17 protein-coding genes are annotated in these 23,341 nt (G+C 73.8%); 9 read left to right on the forward strand and 8 right to left on the reverse strand.

Annotated features, from left to right (window positions below; all coding sequences use genetic code 11):
* Positions 1 to 105: 105 nt before the first annotated feature.
* A complete protein-coding gene (locus tag WMF33_RS03475; protein WP_437335798.1) occupies positions 106 to 966 on the reverse strand; it encodes a homocysteine S-methyltransferase family protein in 861 nt (286 codons plus the stop codon).
* Positions 967 to 1,371: 405 nt separating this feature from the next.
* Between WMF33_RS03475 and WMF33_RS03480 the strand changes: the two genes are divergently transcribed.
* The 3 genes from WMF33_RS03480 (at position 1,372) to WMF33_RS03490 (ending at position 4,675) form a co-directional block, all read left to right on the forward strand.
* On the forward strand, positions 1,372 to 1,980 hold the full coding sequence (locus WMF33_RS03480; RefSeq protein ID WP_437335799.1) for a hypothetical protein: 609 nt from the start codon (positions 1,372 to 1,374) through the stop codon (positions 1,978 to 1,980).
* Between the two features lie 47 nt (positions 1,981 to 2,027).
* Positions 2,028 to 3,647, forward strand: coding sequence for a S53 family peptidase (locus WMF33_RS03485; RefSeq protein ID WP_437335800.1), 1,620 nt, complete (start codon positions 2,028 to 2,030; stop codon positions 3,645 to 3,647).
* Positions 3,648 to 3,736: 89 nt separating this feature from the next.
* Positions 3,737 to 4,675 carry a hypothetical protein gene (locus WMF33_RS03490; protein ID WP_437335801.1) on the forward strand — a complete coding sequence of 313 codons (939 nt, stop codon included), beginning with the start codon at positions 3,737 to 3,739 and terminating at the stop codon, positions 4,673 to 4,675.
* Between the two features lie 76 nt (positions 4,676 to 4,751).
* On the opposite strand, the gene WMF33_RS03495 is transcribed toward WMF33_RS03490, so the two are convergent.
* Positions 4,752 to 7,283: a glycoside hydrolase family 31 protein gene (locus WMF33_RS03495; RefSeq protein ID WP_437335802.1), complete on the reverse strand. Its 2,532-nt coding sequence runs from the start codon at positions 7,281 to 7,283 to the stop codon at positions 4,752 to 4,754.
* Positions 7,284 to 8,107: 824 nt separating this feature from the next.
* Here WMF33_RS03495 and WMF33_RS03500 point away from each other — a divergent pair.
* The 6 genes from WMF33_RS03500 to WMF33_RS03525 all read left to right on the forward strand — a co-directional run bounded on the left by WMF33_RS03500 (position 8,108) and on the right by WMF33_RS03525 (position 14,399).
* On the forward strand, positions 8,108 to 9,685 hold the full coding sequence (locus WMF33_RS03500; RefSeq protein WP_437335803.1) for a L,D-transpeptidase: 1,578 nt from the start codon (positions 8,108 to 8,110) through the stop codon (positions 9,683 to 9,685).
* Between the two features lie 213 nt (positions 9,686 to 9,898).
* Positions 9,899 to 10,279, forward strand: a complete 381-nt coding sequence (locus WMF33_RS03505) for a cupredoxin domain-containing protein (RefSeq protein WP_437335804.1) — start codon at positions 9,899 to 9,901, stop codon at positions 10,277 to 10,279.
* Between the two features lie 29 nt (positions 10,280 to 10,308).
* Positions 10,309 to 10,809, forward strand: coding sequence for a hypothetical protein (locus WMF33_RS03510; protein ID WP_437335805.1), 501 nt, complete (start codon positions 10,309 to 10,311; stop codon positions 10,807 to 10,809).
* A complete protein-coding gene (locus WMF33_RS03515) occupies positions 10,799 to 12,280 on the forward strand; it encodes a TolC family protein (protein ID WP_437335806.1) in 1,482 nt (493 codons plus the stop codon). Before WMF33_RS03510 ends, WMF33_RS03515 begins: the two co-directional genes overlap by 11 nt.
* A 1-nt stretch (position 12,281) precedes the next feature.
* Complete coding sequence (locus tag WMF33_RS03520; protein WP_437335807.1) at positions 12,282 to 13,610, forward strand: multicopper oxidase family protein; 1,329 nt, start codon at positions 12,282 to 12,284, stop codon at positions 13,608 to 13,610.
* A 204-nt stretch (positions 13,611 to 13,814) separates the two neighbouring features.
* Positions 13,815 to 14,399 carry a DUF2914 domain-containing protein gene (locus WMF33_RS03525; RefSeq protein ID WP_437335808.1) on the forward strand — a complete coding sequence of 195 codons (585 nt, stop codon included), beginning with the start codon at positions 13,815 to 13,817 and terminating at the stop codon, positions 14,397 to 14,399.
* Between the two features lie 46 nt (positions 14,400 to 14,445).
* On the opposite strand, the gene WMF33_RS03530 is transcribed toward WMF33_RS03525, so the two are convergent.
* The 6 genes from WMF33_RS03530 to WMF33_RS03555 form a co-directional block, all read right to left on the reverse strand.
* Positions 14,446 to 15,807, reverse strand: a complete 1,362-nt coding sequence (locus WMF33_RS03530) for a metallophosphoesterase (RefSeq protein ID WP_437335809.1) — start codon at positions 15,805 to 15,807, stop codon at positions 14,446 to 14,448.
* Between the two features lie 120 nt (positions 15,808 to 15,927).
* Positions 15,928 to 17,931: an alpha/beta hydrolase gene (locus WMF33_RS03535; protein ID WP_437335810.1), complete on the reverse strand. Its 2,004-nt coding sequence runs from the start codon at positions 17,929 to 17,931 to the stop codon at positions 15,928 to 15,930.
* 37 nt (positions 17,932 to 17,968) lie between these two features.
* On the reverse strand, positions 17,969 to 19,009 hold the full coding sequence (locus WMF33_RS03540; RefSeq protein ID WP_437335811.1) for a hypothetical protein: 1,041 nt from the start codon (positions 19,007 to 19,009) through the stop codon (positions 17,969 to 17,971).
* A complete protein-coding gene (tyrS, locus tag WMF33_RS03545; protein WP_061623275.1) occupies positions 19,002 to 20,231 on the reverse strand; it encodes a tyrosine--tRNA ligase in 1,230 nt (409 codons plus the stop codon). Before tyrS ends, WMF33_RS03540 begins: the two co-directional genes overlap by 8 nt.
* A 121-nt stretch (positions 20,232 to 20,352) precedes the next feature.
* Positions 20,353 to 20,697, reverse strand: a complete 345-nt coding sequence (locus tag WMF33_RS03550; RefSeq protein WP_437335812.1) for an HU family DNA-binding protein — start codon at positions 20,695 to 20,697, stop codon at positions 20,353 to 20,355.
* Between the two features lie 135 nt (positions 20,698 to 20,832).
* The gene (locus WMF33_RS03555; protein WP_437335813.1) at positions 20,833 to 23,340 is read right to left on the reverse strand and encodes a hypothetical protein; all 2,508 of its coding nucleotides are present in this window, start codon (positions 23,338 to 23,340) and stop codon (positions 20,833 to 20,835) included.
* Position 23,341 lies beyond the last annotated feature (1 nt).

The following is a 23,341-nucleotide window of genomic DNA, read 5'->3' on the forward strand; positions in this document are numbered from 1 at the left end:
TCATCTCGGGACCTGGATCGTCTGCAGGGCGCCGCGCCGGCGCCGCCCTGCGCCTCGGGCATCGGTGGCACGTCGACCCAGGAAGAGCAACCGGCGATCGGCGCCTCAGGGCAGAGGCCCCGCGGGGCGGCGCGCCGCCTCGTCGGCGAGCGCGCGCAGCGCCGCGACGTGCGCGGGCCCCGTCCCGCAGCAGCCGCCCACGATCGTGGCGCCCGCCTCGATCCAGCCGCGCGCGAGGTCGGCGTAGCGCGCGGCCGAAGGGCGGCCCTGCCCCTCGGCCCAGCCGAGCCCCTCGGCCGCGGCGCCGGCGTTCGCGTAGGCCCCGAACGGGACGCCGCACGCCGCGAGCCGCTCGACGTGCTCGAGCGTGCGCGTCGCCGGGGTGCAGTTGACCAGGACGGCCCGCGCGCCGCGGGCGGCCGCCTCCCGCGCGGCGGCGCCGATGTCCTCGGGCGAGAGGAGATCCGCGCCCGGCCCCGCCGTGAACGACACCCACGCTTCGACGCCCGTGGCGACGGCCTCCTCGAGCGCCACGAGCGCCTCGCCGACGTGCGGGAACGTCTCGCAGAGCAGGACGTCGACGCGCGCCGCCGCGAGCGCCTGCGCGAGCTCGCGGTGCTCCTGCCGCGCACTGGTGGCCGGGCTGAGATCCGGCCGGTAGCAGTCCTCGAGCGGCGCGATGCTGCCGGCGATCCGGTGCCGCGGGTCCACCTCGCGGACGGCCTCGCGCGCGAGCGAGACCGCGCGCGCGAGGAGCTCGGCCCACGCGGCGCCCGCCTGCCTGCGCTTCGTGCGGAACGTGTTCGCCGTGTGCACCGTGGCGCCCGCGCGCGCGTAGTCCCGGTGGATCGCGCGCACGACGTCGCAGCCGCGCGCGTCGAGCAGGGCCGCCGCGCTCCAGAGCGGCGCCGGCGTCGCGACCCCCCGCGCGGCGAGCTCGGTCCCGAGCGGGCCGTCAAGCACCACGATGTCGGCCTCAGCCGTGGTTTCGACTCGCCTGGACCGCGCGCGCTGCTCGTCCACCATGTAGGCTCCGGTATGTCCGTGACCGGCTCTCAAGGCAACCCCTGATTCCCGCAGTGCGCCCGCTGTACTGCGGCAGGTACGCCGGGCCCGCACAGCGCACCGTCCCGACCACTATGCCGCAGAAAGAACGATGGAATTCTCTTTCGCGCCGGGAATTTGCTTGCCAGGTATGGGGGGGCTGCGGCACCGTTTGAAATCATCTTCCCCTCATTCGGCTCGACTCGCGGGAGTCGTGGGGTCCAACAGGCAGCCATCGCTCGAAGGACCGACAGGGGTGGAGCTCCCTCTGGTCAGCGCTAGGCCAGGTGACCTCCGTCAGTGAGCCTCAAGAAAGGAACGCCCAACATGATCCGACAGTCCATCCGTTCTTCCAAATCGCTCGCTCTCAGTGTTGCGCTCGGCGTCATCGCGGCGGCCGGTTTTACCGGATGCGGCGCGTCGGAGGAGCCGGTCGTCGATGACGCGGTGACGCACGAGCGGATCACGCAGGCCGACCTCCCGGAGGCGGGGTTCCTGAGCCTCGAGATGGACCAGAAGACGGTCTATGCTTTCGACTACTCGGCGGCGCCGATCGACTACGCGCGCATCAAGCTCTCCACCGGCGACGGCAAGGAGATCCTGCTCTCGGAGCAGATGGCCGCGGTGGAGAGCGCCGACTACGGTGACTACCCGGCGCCCGTGCTGACGGAGAGCTCGGACGACAGGTTCAGCATCGCCTCGGACGCGGCCGCCTTCGGCAAGCTGTCGGAGAGCGAGCTCGACCAGCTGAAGGCCGACGGGTTCTTCTACTCGGAGAAGCCCGTGAAGTCCCCGGGGGCGAGCCCGCAGACCACCGACCCCGAGTGCATCCACGCGTACTGCGAGATCTGCACCGACAACGTCACCGGCGGGCGCCCGGAGACCTGGTATCCGGGGACGTACACCTGCTACCTCGTCGAGCACGTCTGGTGCTGAGCCTCGCCTGACGACCTCCTCCCCCCTCGCTCGCAAGGCCCTCGTTGATGCGTTCGCTCTCGGTTTGGTGCGTCGCGCCGCTCGCCCTCGCCGCGGTGGGGTGCGGGGATGATGGACCGGTGCTCCCGAGCGGCCTCCCGCGGCCGCTCGCGGGGGTCTACCTCGACTTCGGCCCGGCGCCGGAGGAGGACCGCTTCCGCGCGCTGATCGGGTTCCCGACCCGGGACGTCCCCGGGCTCGAGAGCGCGATCGAGGACATGTACGACCCCGGGAAGCCGGAGACGTTCCGGAAGTACATGTCGGTCGACACCTGGATGGAGCGCCACGCCCCGTCCGAGAGCGATATCGCGGCCGTCGAGGCCTGGCTCACCCAGCACAAGATGGAGATCCGGCGCCGGTCCAAGAACCGGCTCCTGCTCGAGTTCGCGGGCACGGTGGAGCAGTTCAACACCGCCTTCGACACCGAGCTGCGCGACTTCGAGCGCGAGAACCCCTCGAAGGGCGGCAAGCCGCTGCGCACGTTCGGCGCGCTCGATCCGCTCAGGCCGCCGCAGAAGATCATCGACCTCACGTCGGGCGTCATCGCGGTCGACGTCCCGGCGGACACCGATCCGCTCCCCGGCGAGACGGGCTCGATCGAGAAGACGCCGCCGGAGGGGCAAGAGCAGGGGGTCACGCCCGCGCAGATCGCGCGCGCCTACGCGGTCGACAAGCTCCACGACGAGGGGCACCGCGGGCAGGGCGTGAAGCTCGGCATCGTGGTCGGGGCGACGTTCAAGACCCGCGATCTCCAGTCGTTCTGGCAATCGTTCGGCATCACGTCGCGCGACAACCCGGAGGTCGTGGCCACGGCGGATCCGGTCTCGACCCGCTACCTCGAGACGACGCTCGACACGGAGTGGGCGGGCGCGATGGCGCCCGAGGCGGAGCTCATCGCGTACGAGGGGCCGGACGCGCGCACCCTCTCGATCCTCTACGCGTGGAACGAGGCGATCGCGGCCGGCGAGGTGTCGGTGCTCTCGACGTCGTTCGCGCACCGCGAGGAGACCGAGGCGGCGCCGATCCGGCACCAGTACCACGAGGCGGCGCGGATGGGCGCGGCGCTCGGGATGACGATCGTCGTCGCGGGCGGCGACTCGGCGAAGCCGGACGTGCCGTCGTCGAGCCCGTACGTGACGTGCGTCGGCGGGACCCGGCTCGAGTTCGGCGGCGACGGCGAGGTCGCGCGCGAGGTCGCGTGGAGCGGCTCGGGGTCGGGGCGATCGCGCCAGTTCGAGACCCCGTGGTGGCAGGAGGGCGTCGTCCTGGACGCGCAGGGGCGGCGCGCCGTCTCCGATGTCGCGCTGAACGCCTCGGGGGACTCCACGTACTGGCTCTACTACCTGGGCGAGTGGGAGCGGCGCAGCGGCACGTCGTTCGCCGCCCCGGTGTTCGCCGGGCTGATGGCGACGGTGAACAGCCGGCGGCTCGCGCAGGACAAGCCCGTCGTGGGGTGGCTGAACCGGGCGCTCTACACCGACGCGAAGGTGCAGGCGTCCTTCCGCGACATCACCGAGGGCAAGACCGACGACGGGAACGGCGAGGGGTTCAGCGCGGGGCGCGGCTGGGATTATCCGACCGGCTGGGGCGCTCCGCTCGCGGACAAGCTCGCCGACGCGCTGCCGTAGCGCTGCCGTAGGTCGCCGCGCCTCGTCTGCTCGAGCTTCCGCCGGCCTGCGCGTCGTCTCCGCGGCGACGATGCGTCATCCTGGGTCGGATGACGCCCACCGCCGCCTTGCTCTCCCGCCCGTTCATCTGCTGTGCGCTCCTCGCGGCGGCGGCGCCGGGGTGCGACCGCGCGGGCCGGGCCGCCGGGCCTTCGCCCGCGCCGCCGAGCGCCGCGCCCGCCGCGGCGCCGGAGGGCGCGGCGCCCGCCGCGGACGCCGGGGCGACGCCGGCGCCCGCGGGGGACGCCGCCGCGCCCGCCTCCGCGGCGGAGGGCGCCGCGCCGGCTGCTGCGCCGGTCGCGCCGCTCCGCGCGGACGCGCCGTTCGTGGAGCTCCCGGTCGACGGGTTCGCGAGCGCGGTGGTGTCGGTGCCGATCGACGCCACGGCGCGGCGCCCGGTGCTCATCGCCTCGCACGGCAACTACGACCGGCCCGAGTGGCAGTGCCAGGTGTGGCGCGACATCGCGGGGGGCGACGCCTTCATCCTGTGCCCGCGCGGCGTCGCGCGGTCCGACTCGCCGTCGGCGAGCGACGTCCGCTTCACGTACGAGAGCAACGTCCGCCTGGAGCAGGAGATCGACGCGGGGCTCGCGGCGTTGCGCGCGCGCTTTCCCGAGCACGTCGACCCCGGCGCGGTGCTCTACACCGGCTTCTCGCTGGGCGCGATCATGGGCTCCGCGATCGCCGCGCGGCGGGCGGCGCTCTTCCCGCGGCTCGTGCTGGTCGAGGGCGGACACGACAAGTGGACGCCGAAGGCGGCCAGGGCGTTCGCGGACGGCGGCGGGCAGCGCGTCCTCTTCGTCTGCGCGCAGGCCGGGTGCGGCGCCGCGGCGAAGGCGGCGGCCGCGCGCCTCGAGAAGGCGGGCGTGCTCACGCGCGTGGTGCGCAGCGAGGAGGCCGGGCACCGGTACGACGGGCCGGTCGCCGAGGAGACGCGGCGGGCGCTCGGCTGGGCGCTCGAGGGCGACGCGCGGTGGAGCGCGCCCTAGCTTCGCGTGGCCGAGCCTCCGTCTGCCCGCGCGTCGACGCAAGGCCGCGGGGTGTCGTGGAGGTGCGGGGCGTCGCTCAGTCTGCGCTCACGACCACCTTCGAGCCATTGTACGTGACCGTTTGATCCGCGGCGGCGGTGACGTCGACGCCGGCGCCATGACGTTCGCCTACCCACACGATCTTGAACGTCCTGGTGGACGGCATCCCGTCATAGCTCCCCTCCCTCGCGCCGATGGTCAAGTCCTGGGTGGCCTCGTCCCACGTGAGCGGGATTTGCGAGTGCTGACCGTCCTCGTAGTCATAGCTGTCGCCCTCGTCCTCGTACAGAGTGAAGGACCCGTTTTTGCCTTTATAAATCCGGATCTCCAGCGGGTCGATGCTCTGCGTTGCATACTGGATGTTGGGACCCATGGGGACGATCGAGCCCGCTTTGACGAAGAGCGGCAGCTCGCTCAGCGGCGCGGGGGCCGTGATCGTGCTCCCGCCGTTCATCGTCGCGCCTGTCCAGAAATCGTACCAGGTCCCCGCGGGGAGATAGACGGAGCGGCTGGTAGCGCCCGCGGCGGTCACCGGATTGACCAGGAAGGATGGCCCGAACAGGAACTGATCCTTGATATCGAACACCTTCTCGTCGTTGGGATAGTCGAAGACCAGGTGACGCATGATGGTGTAGCCTTCGCTGGTCACCTTCCATGCCAATGAGTAGATGTAAGGCATCAGCCGATAGCGCAGGTTGTCGATCTTGAGGAGGTTGGCCTTGGTGGCGGCGCTCCAGCTGTTGCCGTACAGCTCCCTCGACCCGCCTCCGTGGATCCGGAAGATCGGCGAGAACGCGCCATACTGGAACCAGCGGGTGAAGAGCTCGTTGTTCGCGCTGGTGCTCCAGTTCACGTTGTGGCCCCAGTACCCGCCGATGTCCGTGGTCCAGTAGGGCATCCCCGCCAGCGAGAAGTTGAGCCCCGCGGGGATCTGCTTGACATAGGTCGGAAAGTCGCTGTTGATGTCTCCCGACCAGCACGTCGTGGAGTATCGCTGCTGGCCGGCGAAGGCGCTGCGGGTGAGGTTGTAGACTCGCTTCCCTTTCGGGCCGATGCTGCGCCAATGCTCGTACAGCCCCGCGGAGTGTTGCAGGGGATAAGCGTTCACGTACAGCGCCCCCTTGCCGATCGCGGTATTTGCCGCCCGCACGTTGACGGCGTCCGGATAGCCCTGCGGCTCGGTGTTGTCGGCCCAGATGCCGTCCCAGCCGTGCGGCCCCAGCAGGCGATCATGGATCTGCTGGTACACCAGGGCCCTGGCGGCGGGGTTGAAGGTGTCATAGAAGTGGTGTGAGCCGCCGCTGGCGTACAGCGCCCCGATTTCATCGAGCGCGCGATAGTTGTCCAGCTCTCCCGGCTTCCTCTCCGTGTTCACGCGTTGATACAATGGCCAGATCGATATCACCGTATGGACGTTATCGTCGTGCATCTGAGCGATCAGAGACGCTGGATTGGGATAGCGGCTCTCATCCATGAGATGGGAGCCCCACGCGTACGGGGTCCAGTAGTCCCAATCTTGAACGATGCAGTCGAGCGGAATGTTGTTGTCGCGGTAGCCGTCCTTGACCCTCAGCAGCTCGGACTGGCTGCCGTATTTGTCCTTCGAGTGGAAGAGCCCGTAGGCCCATTTGGGGAACATCGGGGCTGCGCCGGTCGCGGTGCGGTAGCCGGCGACGACCTGGTCGATGCTTGGACCATAGAAGAAATAGTAGTCCACCATCTCGCCCGCTTCGGACGAGTAGCTGTACTTCGTGTTGTTGGACTCGGTTCCGTCGAACTCCGAGACGGAGTAGTTGTCCCAGAAGATCCCGTAACCCTTGTTGGACACCAGTACCGGAATGTTGATCTCTGTATTGACGTTGACGATGCGTCGTTTCGTGCCCTTGCGGTTCATCACGTTGTCCTGGTGCTGGCCGAGGCCGAACAGGGCTTCGTCAGAGGGCGATTTGAACACGGTCTCGACGCGGTTCGTGCTGACCCCCTCGACGGTCGCGGGGGTCACGGTCTTGCTGTCTTCCGACAAGATGACGTTGCCGTCCAAGTCGGCGTAGGTGACCAAGCCGCTGGCCGTGTCGACGCTGGCCTTCAGGCGCGTGGTGGTGATGGTCACGACCCCCGAATTTTCCTCGACGCAAAAGCTCCGTGTGTCCCACTTGTTGTTGACGGACAGAGAGGTCTTGTCGGGGAGCGAAGCGGCGTTGGTGTACTGGACGCGGATGATGCTCTCGTTGCAAACCTCCAGCTTCAGCAGACCGGTTCCCACGGTGAAGGTGACGCCGGTCGCGTCGATCGCATAAGCCCCGGTCTCTGCTGGCGCAGGTGGGCAAACGAGCTGGTCGTCGCCTCCCTGGCCACCGGTCCCGCCGCCGGCGCCCCCCGCAGCGCCGGCGCCGCCCGCAGCGCCGGCGCCGCCCGCGCCGCCTCCCACGCCGGTCGTGCTGGCGGCGTCGGTCGCCGTGCCGCCGGTACCCGGATCGGGGGCGGGGTCGGTCCCGTCCGAGCATGCGCCGCCGAGCGGCGTGAGGCCGATCAGCGCCACGTAAAGATATCGATGGATTAAGTTTCGCATGGCTCCTCGCGGACAACAGATTGGACAGCGGATATCAGCGATTTCGGCGGTTTGCGGCGGCCCTGACCTCGCCAGGAATGCTCCTTCGCGGCGCAACTGTGGACGAGCTCCCGCAGGCGGCGGCGTGAGGGCGGCGCCTTGGATGCATGGATGACCTGTTGAGATAGCGTCGCTCCTGCAGGGTGGACCGGCAGGAGGAACCTCGGAGCGCACGAGAATGCTCTGCCGGCCAGGGGGCAGCGCCGTCAGTCGGGGACTGACGTTTCCATGCGCTTGGAATTCCTTCTCCCTTCACGACAGGGGAACCCGAAGCACCATATTGTTAACGTTAACATTTGGAGGCGTCAATCCGAATCGGCCGGCCGGCGACTATCCTCAAACCGACGGACAAGGCTGGCGGGTCCTGTCTGGAACGCCGCGTTAACGGGAGCGCCGCATCAAGAAGAGCCGGCGCCGGACCGCCGGCGTCGCGGTCCCGCCCGGCTCAATGCTGAGGTCGCGTACGCCGAGATATGGTCCCATCGGCGCGGCTGCCTCGCGCGCGCTCCGTTGCTCGGATCGCTGTACCGGTTAAGTTGGTGGATGTCAACGGAGAGGTCGGCTACGAGCTCGCCAGGGCTCCTCCGAGTTCGTGGGTCGAGGATCGGCTCGATCGCATGCTGTCGGGCCTCCACCCTCCAGCACGCGATGGGAGACACGGGCTGGCAGCCGAGCCAGACACTGAGCTGCTCGGTCCGCTCCTCCTCCGGCGCACGCGCGGCGCGCCGTGTGGCGACGCCCTCTGGCCGGCGGGCGGCCTCTGAGCTAGACGAGGCCCTTCGTCGATGATGGCTTGCTCTTTCGTGGAGACGCGCGCGCGGCATCGCGGTGGCCCGGGTCGGTCGCTCCGCGCCGTGGCGCTCGCGGCGTCCGCCCTCGCGGCCGCCTGCGGCCCGGGCGAGGAGCCGCCGGGGCGCTCGGCCGCCGCGCTGCAGGCCGCCCCCGAGCAGCCGCCGGCCGCCTCCGGCCCCTCCGAGCTGCTCGCCGCCCTCGACGCCGGCGCCGGCGGCGAGGGCGAGCCCGCGGCGACCCGGGAGGCGTTGCGCCCCGGGCGCGGCGACAAGCTCGCGAGCATCGCGATGCGCACGTTCGTGTACGCGTCGCCCGAGCGCGGCGCCGCCAAGCTGGGGTACCTGCGGGCCGGCGCGGTCGTCGAGCGCGCGGCGGCGCCGTCGGGCGACGCGGGGTGCCCCGGCGGGTGGTACGCCGTGCACCCCCGCGGCTTCGTGTGCGTCGGCAAGGGCGCCTCGCTCGACCTGAACCACGAGATCGTCGCCGCAACGCCGGCCGGCCCGCGCCGCGGGCAGCCGTATCCCTACCGCTACGTCGTGTCGCGGAAGCCGCCGCCGCACCTCTATGTCCACCTGCCGAGCGAGGCGGAGCAGCGGCGCGTCGAGGGGCGCTCGCGCAGCCAGGGCACCCCGGCGTGGTCGCTCCGCGACGAGGCGCTCCTCGGCGAGCCGGAGCCGCTCACGCCCTTCTTCGCGAGCCGCCGCGACCTGCCCAAGCCGTTCGGCGCCGCCGAGAAGGTCCGCTTCCCCGCGCACCGCGGGCGCGCGCGGGCCGACTCGGCCTTCGGCCTGATCTCGACCTTCGCGTGGACCGGGCGGCGCTTCGGCCTGACGACCGAGCTCGATCTCATCCCGATCGACCGCACCTCGGCCGTCGTCCCCACGGCGATGCGCGGCGTCGAGGTGAAGACCGAGGGGACCCCGGCGTTCGTCATGCACCACGGGGTGCGCACGCTGAAGCCGGACGCCTCGGGCGAGCTCAAGCCGGACGCCTGGGCGCCGTACCGCTCCGGCTGGGTGCTCACGGGCAAGACGGCCGCCGGCGGCGCCTATGCCGAGACCGACGCGGGCGCGTGGATCCCCGCGTCCGCGCTGCGCGTCGCGCGGCTGGGCCGCGACTTCTGGGGGCAGGCGGCGCGCGGCCGGAAGTGGATCGACATCTCGATCGAGCTCCAGATGCTCGTCGCCTACGAGGGCGTGCGCCCCGTCTTCGCGACCCTGGTGTCGACGGGCAAGGGCGAGCTCGCCGACCCGGCGACCACGAGCGCGACCGTGCAGGGCACGTTCTTCGTCCGCGAGAAGCACGTCACGGCGACGATGGACGGCGACGATCTCAGCGAGACGTCGGTCGATCTGCGCGACGTGCCCTATGTCCAGTACTTCCACAACAGCTATGCGCTGCACGGCGTCTACTGGCACGACGCGTTCGGCAAGGTGCGGAGCAGCGGTTGCGTGAACCTCGCGCCCGCCGACGCCGCGTGGCTGTTCGCGTGGACCGATCCCCCCGTCCCCGAGGGCTGGCACGCCGCGTTCAACGACAAGGGCGGGACGCTCGTGTACATCCACGCCTAGCCTCGACGTGGGCAGTCCCCCGGGGTCACCGCGCGGAGAGCGCCCATGTCGACGCTGGCCAGCCCGACGACGGACGGGACACCCGAACACGCCGCCGGGCAGGCTGAGCCATGCCTCCCGCACGACAGCCAAGGGATTCGATCGAACACCGTGTAATGCCGCCGGGGCGCGCGCGTCCGCCAGGCACAACCCCGAACGAAGGTACCCATGGTCATGACGCGTCTCCTCGTCGTCTCCGGTTTGTTCGCTGCCTCGCTCCTCGCCCCCTCGCTGCGCCCGTCGAGCGCCGCGGCGGAGGAGGCGCCCGCCCCATCGCCGCAGGCCGTCCGCGAGATCGAGATCGTGGTGGACGGCGGTTACAAGCCGAGCCGCATCGTCGTCACCGAGGGCGAGCGGGTCCGCCTGAAGCTGGTCCGGCGGGACTACTCGCCTTGCTCGCGCGAGGTCGTTTTCGCTTCCCTCGGGATCCGGCGCGAGCTGCCGACGAACGTGCCGGTGGTGATCGATCTTCCCGCGCTGAGCCCGGGAGAGATCGAGTTCAAATGCGGCATGAACATGCTACGGGGCGTCATCGTCGTCGAGCGCCGCAAGTGATCGCGGTCGCCGATGCTGGAGCGGCTTCCATGAAACCACGTCACCTCGCCGGGCCGAACGCCCTGCTGATCCTCGTCGTTGCGCTCGCCGGCTGCGCGCCGCGCGGCGTTCCCGCGAGCTTCCCCGCATCGTCTGCCGCCTCACCGCAGGCGGCGGAGGCGCCCGCGCCGCGGATCGGCGTCGCCCTCTCGGAGGACCCTCCGCTGCCCGGAGAGCCCACCGCTGGCTGGGTCGGACTCGAGCCGGCGTCGGCGCCAGGCGCCGATCCTCATCAGCATCACCATCACCACCATCACCACGGCGCCGCACCGGCCCCGGCGCCGCCGGGCGGTCACCAGCACCACGACCACGGCGCCGCGCCGGCCTCGACGCCGCCGAGCGGTCCTGCGCGGGCTCCGACGCCGCCGAGCGGTCCTGCGCCGGCTCCAACGCCGCCGGGGGGGCACCAGCACCACGACCACGGCGCCGCGCCGGCGCCGACGCCGCCGGCCGGCCCGCCCAGGCCCAAGGAGCCCGCCCATGCGCACTGAACCCCGTCGTTCGCGCCCGCTCGCCGCGCGCCTCGCGCCGCGCGCGGCGGTCATCGCCCTCCTCGCCGCGGCCGCGGCCGGCTGCGGCGCCCCCTCGGCCACCGCCGACATCGCGCGGATCCGCGCGCTCTCCGGCGCGGAGCTCCCGCCGAGCGCGACGTCCGACGCCGTCGACCCGGAGCCCGCCGGCGACGCGCGCTCCCCCGGCCAGGCGCCCCGACGGCCGCTCACCGCGGATGCCGCGGTGCGGCTCGCCCTGCTCAACAACCGCGAGCTGCGCGCCGCGCTCAAGGAGGTCGGCGTCGCCCGGGGCCAGCTCGAGCAGGCCGGCGCGCTGCCGAACCCGGAGATCGAGGTCGAGGTCATGCCGCGGCAGGAGGGGCTCGAGCACACGCACGTCGAGCTCGCGGTCGAGATCGATCTGACCTCGGCGCTCCTGTCGCCGCTCCGCGCGCGGGCGGCGCGCTCGGAGCACGAGGCGGCGCGCTTCCGCGCCGCCGGCGCCGTCATCGAGCTCGGCTACCAGGTCCGCGCCGCGTTCTACGCCGCGCAGGCGGCGGAGCAGCGCCTCGGCATCGCGAACCGCGCGCTCGACGCGTTCGCCGCCGCCCGCGACGCCGCCCGCGCGCTCTTCGCGGCGGGCAACGTCCCGGAGCTCGACGTGGCGACGCAGGAAGCCGGGTACGAGGAGGCGCGCGTCACGGCGGCGCAGATCGAGCTCGAGCTCCTCACGCAGCGCGAGCGGCTCCACCGGCTGCTCGGCCTCTCCGGCGCGGCGACCGCGTGGACGATCGCCGGCCCGCTCCCGCCGGCGCCCGAGGTGGTCGCGACGCCCGCGCGCGCCGAGACGCAGGCCGTGCGGGCGAGCCTCGAGCTCGCGGAGCTGCGCAGCCGGCTCGACGCCGCGGCCGGCCGTGCCGGCGCCCTGCGCGCCGAGGGCTGGGTGCCGGACATGTCGATCAGCGTGCGCGGCGAGCGGGAGCTCCCCGAGCGCGGCGAGGTCGACGAGCACCCGTGGGTCCTCGGCGCCGGGCTCCGCGTCGCGCTCCCGATCTTCAACCGGCGGGGCGGCGCCGAGGCCGCGCAGACGGCGGAGTTCGACAGCCTGCTCGAGCGCTACCACGGGCGCGCCGTCGACGTCCGCTCGGCGGTCCGCGACGCCCGGAACCGGCTCGCGTCCGCGCACGCGCGGGCGCGGCACTACGAGCGCGTCGTCCTCCCCGCGCGCAAGCGGGTCCTGGAGCAGACGCTGCTCCAGTACAACGCGATGCAGGTCGGCGTCTTCCAGCTGCTCTCGGCGCACCGCGAGCAGCTCGACGCCGAGCTCGCGGCGGTCGAGGCGCTGCGCGAGCACTGGACGGCGAAGGCGGCGTTCGACGCGCTCCTCTCGGGGCGCCGCGTCGAGGCGGCGGGGGCGGAGGCGCCCGCCGCGATGCCGAGGGCCACGGGCACGGGCGAAGGAGGGCACTGACATGGATCGACGTTCGTTCATTCACGCGGGCGGCTTGGCCGCCGGCGCCGCCTTGCTCACGCGCGGGCTCGCGCACGCGCAGGAGCGCCCGGCCGCGCCGCCCGGCGCCGCGGCGCCGGCGCCCCGCCGGATCGCGGCGCCCGGGGGGCAGCCCGCCGTGGTGACGCCGAACGGCAGCACGCTCCCGCTGCGGGCGGTGGACGGCGTGAAGGTCGGCCACCTCGTCGTGGGCCCCCTCGAGCACGAGTTCGCGCCTGGCCTGAAGAGCGAGGTGTGGGGCTACAACGGCGGCACGCCCGGCCCGACCATCGAGGCGGTCGAGGGCGATCGCCTGCGCATCTATGTCACGAACAGGCTGCCCGAGCCCACCACGGTCCACTGGCACGGGCTCGTGGTGCCGAACGGCATGGATGGAGTCGCCGGGCTCAACCAGAGGCCGATCCCGCCCGGGGAGACGTACGTTTACGAGTTCGTCGCGCGGCATCCGGGGACGTACATGTATCACTCGCATTTCGACGAGATGACCCAGATCGCGCTGGGCGCGGTGGGGATGTTCGTCGTGCACCCGCGGAGGCCCCGCGGCCCGCGCGTGGACAGGGACTTCGTGCTGATGACGCAGGAGTGGAAGATCAACGCCGGGGCGCGCCGGCCCGATCCGAACGCGATGAACGACTTCAACGTCCTCACGTTCAACGGCAAGGCGTTCCCCGCGACGGCGCCGCTCCTCGTCGGCCGCGGCGAGCGCGTGCGCATCCGCCTCGGGAACCTCGGCCCCATGGATCACCACCCGATCCACCTGCACGGCCTGTGGTTCCAGGTCACGGCGACCGACGGCGGGTATGTCCCCGAGTCCGCCCAGTACCCGGAGACCACGGTCCTCGTCCCGGTCGGCAGCACGCGGGTCATCGAGTTCGTCCCCGAGGAGCCGGGCGACTGGGCGGTGCACTGCCACATGACCCATCACACGATGATGCAGATGGGCCACGGCCTCCCGAACATGGTCGGCGCCGACACCCGCGCGCTCGATCGCCGGATGAGCCGCGTGATGCCCGACTACATGACGATGGGGACCACGGGGATGGGCGGCATGGGCGAGATGCCCATGCCGGTGCCCGCGAACAGCCTGCCGATGCGCGGCGGGGCCGGGCCGTTCTCGTACGTCGACATGGGCGGGATGTTCACCATCCTGAAGGTCCGCGACGCGCCGGACACGGCGGATCCTTCCGGCTGGTACGCGCACCCCGCCGGCACCGTGGCGGGGCCGGCGAGCGCGGAGAGGATGCGGGCCGACGGGATCGACCCGGCCGGAGGGGGAAAGTCGGGCGGGTGAGCTCCTCGACGTAGGCTCCGGCGGCGGCGCGGCCCCGCCGCCGCGCCGGACACACAGGGCGCGGCCCGGCGCCCACAGGGTCGGAGAAATCCTCAATGATTCCGATGGATCAGCAGCGGTCCGCGGCTTGCCATATCGAGGGCGAGACGGGGACGCCCCGGAACACGGAGGAGTGCTTCGATGGCTACGAGGATGGCTCGACGGATGACGTTTCTGGCCCTTTGCGCGGTTTCGCTCGCTGGCTGCGGTGAGCGTCACGACGCGCGGCCTCCGGCGGCGGCCGCCGCCGCGAGCGCCGCGGCGACGCAGTGCCCCGAGCCGGCGGTCGCCCTGGCGGCGCCGCCCGCGAGCCCGCCGGCTGCGGCGATGACGGCGCCGGCGCCGGCGCCTGAGGCGAGCGCCGCGGCGGACAAGGGCGGCAAAGCGGGCAGGGAGAAGGGGAGGGGCGCGGCGGAGCTGAAGGTGAAGCGGCTCGTGCTCGCGGAGGGGGTGAAGGACCGCGAGCCGGTGGCGCCGGGGACGACGTTCCGCGCGCCGGAGACGGAGCGGCTCTATGCCTTCCTGGAGATCGAGAATCGCGGCGACGCGGAGGGCGAGGTGACGGTGGCGTTCGTTCCGCCGGACGGCGGGGCGCCGGTCGGCAACGTGACGCTCGGGGTCGGGCCGTCGCCGCGGTGGCGGACGTGGGCATTCACGCGCGGGGTGCGCAAGGCGGGGGAGTGGACGGCCGTCGTGCGGTCGGAGACGGGCGAGGAGCTCGCGCGCGCGCCGTTCGAGGTGACGCTGTAGCCGGCGCGGCGGCGCGCGGAGGGCGCTCCGCGCGAGCTCCGACGCGTCAGGCGGGCACGAGCTCGACGAGCGTGATCTCCGGCGGGCAGTTGATGCGCACCGGCAGCCAGCCGCCGGCGCCCGCGTTGACGTGGAGGCGCCGGCCGCGGTGCTCGTAAAGGCCATTGTGATAGAGCCCGGCCGGCAGCATCGGCGTGAGGGCGTAATCGCCGATCCGGCCCAGCGAGATCTGCCCGCCGTGCGTGTGGCCGGACAGCATCAGGTCGAACGGCAGCTCGCGCGCCGCGCGGAACGTGCCCGGGTGGTGGCTGAGCAGGACGCGCGGCGCGCCGTCGTCCCGCATTTGCCCGAGCGCGCGGGCCAGCCCGTCGGCCGTCGGGCGCCGGGCGGGCTCTCCAGGGCGCGCGCGGCTCGGGTAGTCGATCGCGCCCATCCACAGGCGATCGCCGCCGAGGCGGACCTCGCGCGCCTCGTCGACGAGCACCTGGGCGCCCGCTTCTTCGAGGCCCTTCACGATCGCCGGGATGCTGGCGGAGCGCGCGGCGATGTACTCGTGGTTGCCCATGCAGAAGAAGAGCTGCCCCCGGGCGGGGCGCAGGCCCCGGAGCAGCCGCGCGGACAGCTCGAGCTGGGAGACGTGGTGATCGAGCAGGTCGCCCGTGACGACGTGGATGTCGGCGCGGACCGCGTTGATGGCGTCGCGGAGCTCGTCGAGCCGCTCCGCGTCCATGAAGCTGCCGACGTGCACGTCGCTGAGCTGCGCGATGGTGACGCCGTGGAGGCTCGTCAGCTCGCGCCGCACGGGCAGCACGACCCTCACCACGACCGGCCGCTGTCGCGAGGCGAGCACGCCGCCCATCGAGACCGCGACGGCCGCCGCCGGCAGCGCCCACGACGCGCCGACGACGAGCCGGCGGCGGATCTTGTCGACGGGCTCCGGCGCGGTCTCGGCTTCTTCTGGAGCGTTGTTGGCCTGAGCGGGTGGAGCGTCGGCGGCGTGAGCGGCTGAATCAGCTCGAGCGGCAGAACCGGCCCGAGCGTCCGTGTCGACCCGAGCGCCCGTGACCGCCCCGGCGTTCGGGGCCGTCCGATCGCGGCGAAGCGCCCGGACGGCCGCGGTCGCGGTCGCGGTGATGCCGAGGAGCAGCCCGTACATCAGCAGGGCCACCTGAGCGCCCATGGCGACCAGCGACACCGGCTCGGGCACGTGGCGCTGGATCGCGCGCAGCCCCGACCAGCTCGCCACGGTCATGAGCAGCGCCGGGTGCGCGACAAGCAGCAGCCCCGCGGCGCACAGCCCGTCGATCAGCGCTGCGCGCCGCGGGAACGCCGCGCGGAGCCGCCGCCAGACGAGCAGGCCGAGGAGCGCGTTGACGAGCGTGACGACGAGGCCGCCGAGCTGGAACACGCGCTCGAAAGTAGCATCGCGCCGCTCGCTCGTCCGGCCGCCGGCGCCTGACGAGCGAGCGGCGCCTCCACGAGGAGCGGCGGCGCCGGCGGCGCGCCGCGCGGCCAGCCCAGGTCGAGACTAGAGCCCAGCGCCGCGGCCAGCCGTCTCCGCGCTCACCGGGATCTCCCTCGCTTCGAGCCCCTCGAGCGACTCCTTGCCGGAGAGCGCGCCGAGGCACCTGTGGGCGTCCCGGAGATAGCCGTTGAAGAACGCGGCGAGGTAGCCCATCGCGATCGCCTGCTGCTCGCGGCGCGGGAGCTCGGCAGGGCCGTCGAGCGGCTCGGCGAGGCCGAGCGACGTCGTGTAGCCGAAGTGGCTCGCGCCCGGCAGGGTCACGAGGTGCTTGGGCGCGCGCGCACGGCCGTAGAGCGCCGCCGGGACCGAGGCGGAGATCGGGTCCGCGGTGCCGCGGACGACGAGCACCGGGCGAGGCTCGAGCGCGTCGATGGGCGGGGCTCGATCCGGCTCGCCCGCCGGCGCGAGCAGCGCGAGGGCGCGGACGTGGAACGGGCCGGCGGGATCGAGCGCCAGGGCGAGGGCGGCCTGCGCGCCGAGCCCGTGGCCGAGGGCGCCCACGCGATCGAAGTCGGCCAGGAGCGGGCCCCGCGAGCCGGCCCTGAGGTAAGAGAGCGCGTCCCGGAGGACCGCGGCGCGGCGCAGCGGCGCGTCGTCCGGGGCGAGCCACGAGAGATCGGGCGCGATGACGGCGAAGCCCCAGCGCGCGAGGTGCGCCATGACGCCCGCGAGCTGGCGATAGTCCTGGCCGATGCCGGCGGGCGACCCACCGGTGACGGCGCTCGTGAGGAGGCGTCGATCGTGGGCGATCGCGATGACCGGGAACGGGCCTCCCGGCGAGAGCGGCGCCTCCTCGCCGTCCGCCGACGCCGGGTAGTAGAGCAGCGCGGCGCCCTGCGCGGGGCAGCGGTAGAGGGTGCCCTGGAACGGCCAGGTATCGGGGTAGCGGGCGTCCTCCGACAGCGAGAGCGCGTCGATGCGCCGGAACCCCGCTCGGTGCGGTCCGGCGCGCAGCTGCAGCGCAGCGCTGGCGGGGCGCGGCGCGGTCGGGGGCGGCTGCTGCGCCGCGGACGCGGGCGGCTGCTGCGCCGCGGACGCGGGCGGCTGCGGCCCAGCCGGAGAGGCCGCGTCCGCCGCAGCGAGCCCGCTGCGGAGCACCGCGCGCCGCGACCAGAGCTCGCCGTCGCGCGCCAGGTGGACGACCTGCCCCTCGGCGCGCACGGCGAGCTCGATCCGCGCGAGCGGGCGGCTCTCGATGACGGACACCGCCTCACACCGGCCCAGCGCGGTGGCGAACACCGTCGGCCCGCGGAAGCGCGCGCCCCGGGCGCCGTCGCCGCGACGCCACCACGCGAGCCCCACGCCCGCGAGCGGCGCGAACAGCTCGAGCGCGCCCTCTCCGCCGGACGCGCTCCGGAAGAGCGCCGGCGTCCCCCGGACCCCGGAGACCACCTCCTCCGGGCTTTGCCACGCGGCCCCGGCAGGGCGCCGGAACATCACCAGGCGATCGCCGGCGCGCGCGACCACCTCGAGATCGCCCGGCGCGCCGGGCGCGTCCGCGCCGCGCTGGACCATCGCGACCGCCTCGAACCGCCCGAGCTCCGCGCCGAAGATCGCCGGGCCGTGCCATCCGAGCTCCGCGGTGTCGTTGTCGCGGTGGTAGTGCGCGATCCCGCCGCCCGCGTGCGGCACCACGAGCTCGAAGTTGCCCCGGCCGCCGAAGGCGCCCTGGATCAGCGCGGGGTCGCCCGCCACGCCCTCCGCGAAGAAGCGCGGCGCGCTCCACGACGGCTCGCGGGCGGGCGCGCACCAGAACGCGGCCAGCCGATCCCCGGCGCGCACCACCGCCTCGAGGTGGCCCGGATCGCCGAAGTTGCTCTGGATGAGCGCCGCCGCGCCGACCGGGCCGAGGTCCGCGGCGAACGTCGCCGCGTGGCGCCACGGCCCGGCGGCGTCCTCGCGGCGGTGGTGCTCGACGCCGAACGGCGCCCCGGCGGCGGGCACGACGAGCTCGAGCGTGCCGCGCGAGGCGCATTGCAGGAAGTAGCCGCTGGTCGTGGTGGGCATGGCTCCGATGAGGTTTACCGGCGCGGCGCGGCCGCGCCTACCGAAGCATCTCCTCGACCCTCTCGCCCGTCGCCGCGGCGAGCCCCCGGGCGAGCGCGCGCGGGTCCAGCTCGACGGCGACGGCCACCGCGTCCTCCGCGTGCGTCGCGAGCGGCGGCTCGACCGGCGCGTCGAGCCCGAGCAGGTGGCCGAACGAGCCGTGCGCGAGCTCCTCCCACGCCGCGAGCAGCTCCTCCGAGGCGGCCGCGCCGCTCGTCGAGAAATCGCCCGCCACCGCGATCGCGAGCGCGATGCCCTCGCGCGCGCTCGGCCTCGCGGCCGCGCCCACGGCCGTCGCCGCCGCGAGCAGGCCGCGCGCGCCGCGGGCGAGCTCCCCGTCGAACGGGCCCGGCGCGAACGCGCGCGCGGGCGCCGGGCCGAAGCGGGCCGCGAGCGCCGCGAGCGGGCCCTCCGACAGCGCCGTCGGCGAGCGCTTGAGGCGGCCGAGCGCGTACAGCGACGCCACCCGCGCCGGCCCGCGCTGCGGGCTGCCGCCGTCCTGCACGCCGACCACGTCCTCGCCGAGGAGCACCAGCGCGTGCGGCGCCGTGCCGATGTCGCCCATCACGCGCACGACGTCCGGGCGATCGAGCGCCCGCCGCTCCTTGCCCGTGAGCCGCCGCCGGAAGAGGCGCTCGATGGTGCGGGGGTCGCCGCTGTGACGCGCCACGTAGAACCTGGCCTCGCCCGACGCCCCCGCGTACGACGCGATCGCGGCCTCGCGCACCTGCCGCAGGTCGACGCCGGTCGCGCGCGCGTGCCGGGCCAGGTTCTCCTCGGGCGCCACGAGCGCGATCGGGGGGATGAGCCACGGTACGGTCGCGATCTCGCGGGGCCGGACCAGGACGAGCCACCGGAGCCCCGCCTGCGGCAACAGGCGCGTGAGGTCCGCCGTGTCGAGCGGCGGCAGCGGCGGGCCCGGCCGAGCGGGCGGCCGCGGCGCGCCGCCGCACGACGGCAGCGCGAGGCCGAGGACGCAGCCCACGACGCCGCCGAGCGCGCCGCGGCGGCGGAGCCCCCGCCCGGGCGCGTCAGCCAACGACGAGGTAGGCGAAGCGGCGGTTCTTCGAGCCGACGCGGACCAGAAATCGCTTCCCACGCTCGAGCTTGAGCTGGTCGTCCTTGATCACCTCGCCGTCGAGGTGCACCGCGCCGCCCTTCACGAGGCGGAGCGCCTCGGAGGTCGACTTGGCGAGCCCGGCCAGCGCGAGCGCCTTGCCGATGGGGATCGCGTCGCGGTCGCTCGCGACGTGGAGCTCCTCGATGACCTCGGGCAGGCCGCCGGCCGCGACGCTGCGGCGCCGCTCGAGGGCGGCGCGCGCGTCGTCGGCCGAGTGGAAGCGGGTGACGATCTCCTGCGCGAAGAGCTCCTTCACCGCGATGACGCTCTCCTCGCCGCGCAGGACCGCCTCCCGCAGCCGGGCGACCTCCTCGGGCGGGCGGGACGACAGGAGCTCCATGTAGCGCCAGATGACTCCGTCATCGACCAGCATCAGCTTCTGCAGCATGTCGAACGGCGGCTCGGTGATGCCGACGTAGTTGTCCGCGCTCTTCGACATCTTCGGGCCCACGACCTTGCCGTCCTCGATTCGCGCGTTCGTGCCCTCGAGGAGCGGCATCGTCATCACCATCTGGGCGCGCTTGCCGTAGCGGGGCATGAGGTCGCGCGCCACGAGCAGGTTGAAGAGCTGATCGGTGCCGCCGAGCTCGATGTCGGCCTCGAGCTCGACCGAGTCGTAGGCCTGGAGGAGCGGGTACATGAACTCGTGCACGTAGATGGGCCGCGCCTCCTCGTAGCGCTTCTTGAAATCGTCGCGCTCGAGCATGCGGGCCACGGTGTACTTCGCGCAGAGCTCGATCATCTGCGCCGGATCGAGCTTGTTCAGCCACTCGGAGTTGTAGCGGACCTCGGTCTTGTTCCGGTCGAGGACCTTGAACGCCTGCGCCTGGTAGGTCTCGGCCGCGGCGACGACCTCCTCGCGCGAGAGCCGCGGGCGCAGCTCGTTCTTGCCGGTCGGATCGCCGACCATCGCCGTGAAGTCGCCGACCACGAAGATGACGGTGTGCCCGAAGTCCTGGAACTCCCGCATCTTCTGCATGACCACGGTGTGGCCGAGGTGGAGGTCGGGGCGGGTCGGGTCGAAGCCGGCCTTGACGCGCAGCGGCTTGCCCTCGCGGAGCCGCTCCTCGAGCTCGGCGCGCACATGGAGGTCGACGGCACCCTTGCAGAGAATCTCGAGCTGACGTTCGGCGGGGACCATGGGGCCCCGCTTCTACCGCGCAGCGGAACTGCCCGCCAGGGGGGCGAGCGCGCCTCGAGGCGCGCGGGCGCGTCGCGCCGTCGACGACGGCGACGTCATGGGCGTGCGCTGGCGCGTCGCCTCATTCGTCGTCGGTGTCCTCGTCCTCATCGTCATCGTCGTCGTCATCGCCCGAGATCGCGTACGCGCGGCTCGCGTTGACGAGCTCCTTGAGCTCCTTGCCGACCTTGAAGAACGGGAGCCGCTTGGCGGGCACGGGCACCGGCTGGCCCGTGCGGGGGTTCCTGCCGCTGTACGGCTTGTACGGCCTGACCGTGAAGCTGCCGAACCCGCGGATCTCGATGCCCTCGTTGCGCTGGAGCGCCTGCGTCATCGCGTCGAAGACGCAGTTCACCACGAGCTCGGCTCGAGCCTTGGTGAGCTCCCCCCGTCCCGCGATCGCGTCGATGAGCTCGCTTTTCGTCATTGGTCCACCTCCCCCACCCGAGCGGACCGCCGCCGGCGCCCGACTTGCCGCTTTCCACCGCAGAGCCCCGGGAGATGCGCCGGTCCAGGAGCCGCATGACAACAGAATCCTATGAAAAGCTCGCATGTTACGGGACTAGCGGTCAACCGAATTCCCGCCAGCGACCGCGACCGCGTCGAGCGCAAAGAGGCCTCCGGCCGCGGGGTCGCCCGGGCCTCCCGGAGCGCTCTCGGCGGCGGCTTCGACGCGGATCCCGGCGGCATTCGCGGCCGTCGGCGTGGCGGCGCGGGCCTCGTCGCGCGGGCCGTCGCGCGCGTCTCGCCGCAACTTTCCGTGCTGGCGCGCATTCGCGCGCGCGATGGAGAGCTCGATTCCGACGGCGTCCTCGGGGATGGGGTGGGGCGGGAGCTCGACGCAGGTGAGCGGCGCGCCGGGGGCGCCCGACGCGGCGGGCTCGACCCGCCAGACGTGGACGGGGGCGCCGTCGACGGCGAGGACCACCTCGCCCGCGCCGTCGCCCGAGACCGCCACGCGCGGGCTGATCCGGGCGCCGCGGAGCCACGGGGCGGGCAGGCCGACCCGGACGACGGCCTCGCCGCTCGCCGCCGCGTGCACCGCGAGGAGGCGCCCCCCGGACGCGCACGTGCCGCCGGCGTGCTCGGGCGCTGCCCAGCCGCCGCGCTGGGCGCGCGGCGGCCACAGCGACTCGCCCTCGATGAGCGCCTCGCGGGGCGGCGCGGCGTCGAAGGCGAGCGGCGCGATCGAGACCGAGGCCAGGCCGCCGCCGTCCGGGATCGCGAAGCCGTAGCGGTAGGCGGGGGGGCGGCCGCGGGCCTCCCACGCCATCCGGTCGATCGCGTCGCCGCGGTAGCGCAGCACCGCGACGTCGCCCGCAGCGGGGTCGAAGCCGAGGTTGAAGCCGTGGTCCGTGTCGACGAACACGAGGCCGCGCGCGACGCCCGCGCGCGCGACGGCGGCGGGATCGAACATCGGCAGGCCGCCCTCGCGATCGCGGAGCGCGGCGTGGTCGAAGCCCGCGCGGAAGGCGAAGCCGGCGAGGGGGAGCGCCGCCGCGAAGAGCGCCGCCGGGACGAGCGGCGCCGGGAAGAGCGGCGCCGGGAAGAGCGCGCGGAGCCGTCCCGCGAGGCCGCCGCGCGCGGCCGGCGATCCCGCGCGTTCCGCGATCGCGGCGCAGGTCAAGGCGGCGAGGGCGTGCTCCACCGGCAGCACGTCGGCGAAGAAGCGAGCGCCGCCGCCGGGGTAGTTGCCGTCGAAATAGAAGGGGGCGTAGGCGGCGATCTGGAGGAGCGGCGCGAGCGCGAGGGCGCGCGAGCGCGGCCGCCGGAAGGCGAGCGCGGCGCCGGCGATCACGAGCAGCGCGAGCGGCTCGGCGTTGAGCGCGTCGACCAGGTGGAGCTTCAGGCGGCGCAGCGTCGTGCCGGCGGCGGCAAGAAAACCGTATCCTTCCGCGAGGTTATGCCGGACGAAGTCGCCGTGCTCGAAGAGGCAGCCGACGCCTTCGCCGAAGCCGTAGCGGAAGCAGCCGGGCGGGCCGTCGGAGACGGCGTAGTAGGCGCTCTGCGACGACGCGAAGGCGCCGGTCGCGGCGCGCTGGTGCGCGGCGAGCAGCGCGAGGCCGGGGACGGCGCCGATCGCGAGCGCCGCGGCGAGCCGCCCGAGCCGCGGCGAGGGGCGCGGCGCGGCGTCGCCGTCGCGAGGGCCGGCCGCGGCGGTGCCCGGCGGGCGCTCTGGCCGCAGCGCCACGAGGAGCGCCGCGGCGAGGGCGAGCGCGCTCGGCGGGCGCGTGGCCGCAAGCCAGCCGGCCGCGACGCCCGCGAGCGCGGCGGCGCGGACGGCGGGATCGCGCCACCAGCGCGGCGCGCCCGCCGCGGCGGCGGGGGCCTCGTCGAGCGCGCGGCGCGCCGACGCGAGCGCGACGGTGAAGCAGAGGGCCGCGAGCCCGTGCGACATCGTGTCGGCCGTGTGGTAGCGGAGCGCGGCGCAGAGCGCCGAGAAGAGCGCGGCGAGGAGCGGCGCGAGGGGGATCCGCGCGCCGCTCCCGGCGGAGGCCGGGGCTCCTTCCGCGAACCGCGCGGCGAGGTCGTACGTGGCGACGGTCAGCGCCGCGGCGAGCAGGGGACCGACCGCGAGCGGCGCGCCCGCGAGGAAGCCGAGCGCGAGGAGGGCGGGGTAGCCCGGGGGGAAGATGACCGCGACCTCGGCCGCGCCGCGCCGCGCCGCGTCGCCTGCGGCGTCGCTGCGGACGAGGAAGCGGCCGAGCACGGAGGCCTCGGGCTCGCCGAGGGGCCACGCGAGGTGCCCGGCGGCCATGGCGCGGGCCTCGAGCCAGTAGCTCGTCGCGTCGATGATCCGGGGGCCGCCCCGCAGGTAGACCGCGACGTACGCGGCCGAGATCAGCGCCGCGGCGAGCCCGAGGGCCGCCGCCACGGCGACGCCGCGGGGCGCGCCGGAGCGCGGCGCGGGATCGAGGCCCGCGGCGCCGGGGCGCCGGGGCGCTGGGCCGGGCCGCGCGGCAGCGGGCGAGCGGCCGCGGCGGAGGAGCCAGGCGCCGGCGAGCAGCGCGGCGAGGGAGAGCGCGAGCGCGATCCACTGCGCGGGGTCGCGGGGCAGGCCGGCGCGCACG

It is taken from the genome of Sorangium sp. So ce394 (genome assembly GCF_051474665.1).
Lineage (GTDB): Bacteria > Myxococcota_A > Polyangia > Polyangiales > Polyangiaceae > Sorangium > Sorangium cellulosum_D.